This is a genomic window from Peribacillus sp. SIMBA_075 (assembly GCF_046534585.1).
In genome coordinates this window covers 1-326 of record NZ_JAWRYN010000295.1, presented here as the reverse complement: position 1 = coordinate 326, position 326 = coordinate 1, and the positions used below count along the sequence as shown (strand labels likewise).

Annotated in this window: 1 protein-coding gene; it reads left to right on the top strand. The window is 54.0% G+C overall.

What is annotated here, in order from left to right; translation table 11 throughout:
• A partial coding sequence (locus SB775_RS28305) for an ATP-binding cassette domain-containing protein (RefSeq protein ID WP_410864493.1) occupies positions 1-326 on the top strand: 326 nt, incomplete at both ends.

The window sequence follows — 326 nt, the reverse complement described above, 5'->3', positions numbered from 1 at the left end:
CCGGTCAATTGCGCGAAGCACTTGAACTGGTGCGATTGGGTCATCTGGAGCTGGCGGCGCCGGTTTACGAAAAAGGCCGAAATTTGTCGGGGGGCGAAAAACAACGTCTCGCGATGGCTCGGGCTTTCTTGAAAGGCGAGCAGCTATGGCTGCTGGACGAACCGTTTTCATCAGTGGACGGGGTCACCGCCCAATCCATTTACAGTGAATTGTTCAGCCGGCATCCACAGGACACTTTTGTCATCATTAGCCATGATTTATCAAGGCTTGAAGACATGGACCGCATTCTTGTGCCGGAGGACGGCCGCTTGATCGAACAAGGCACA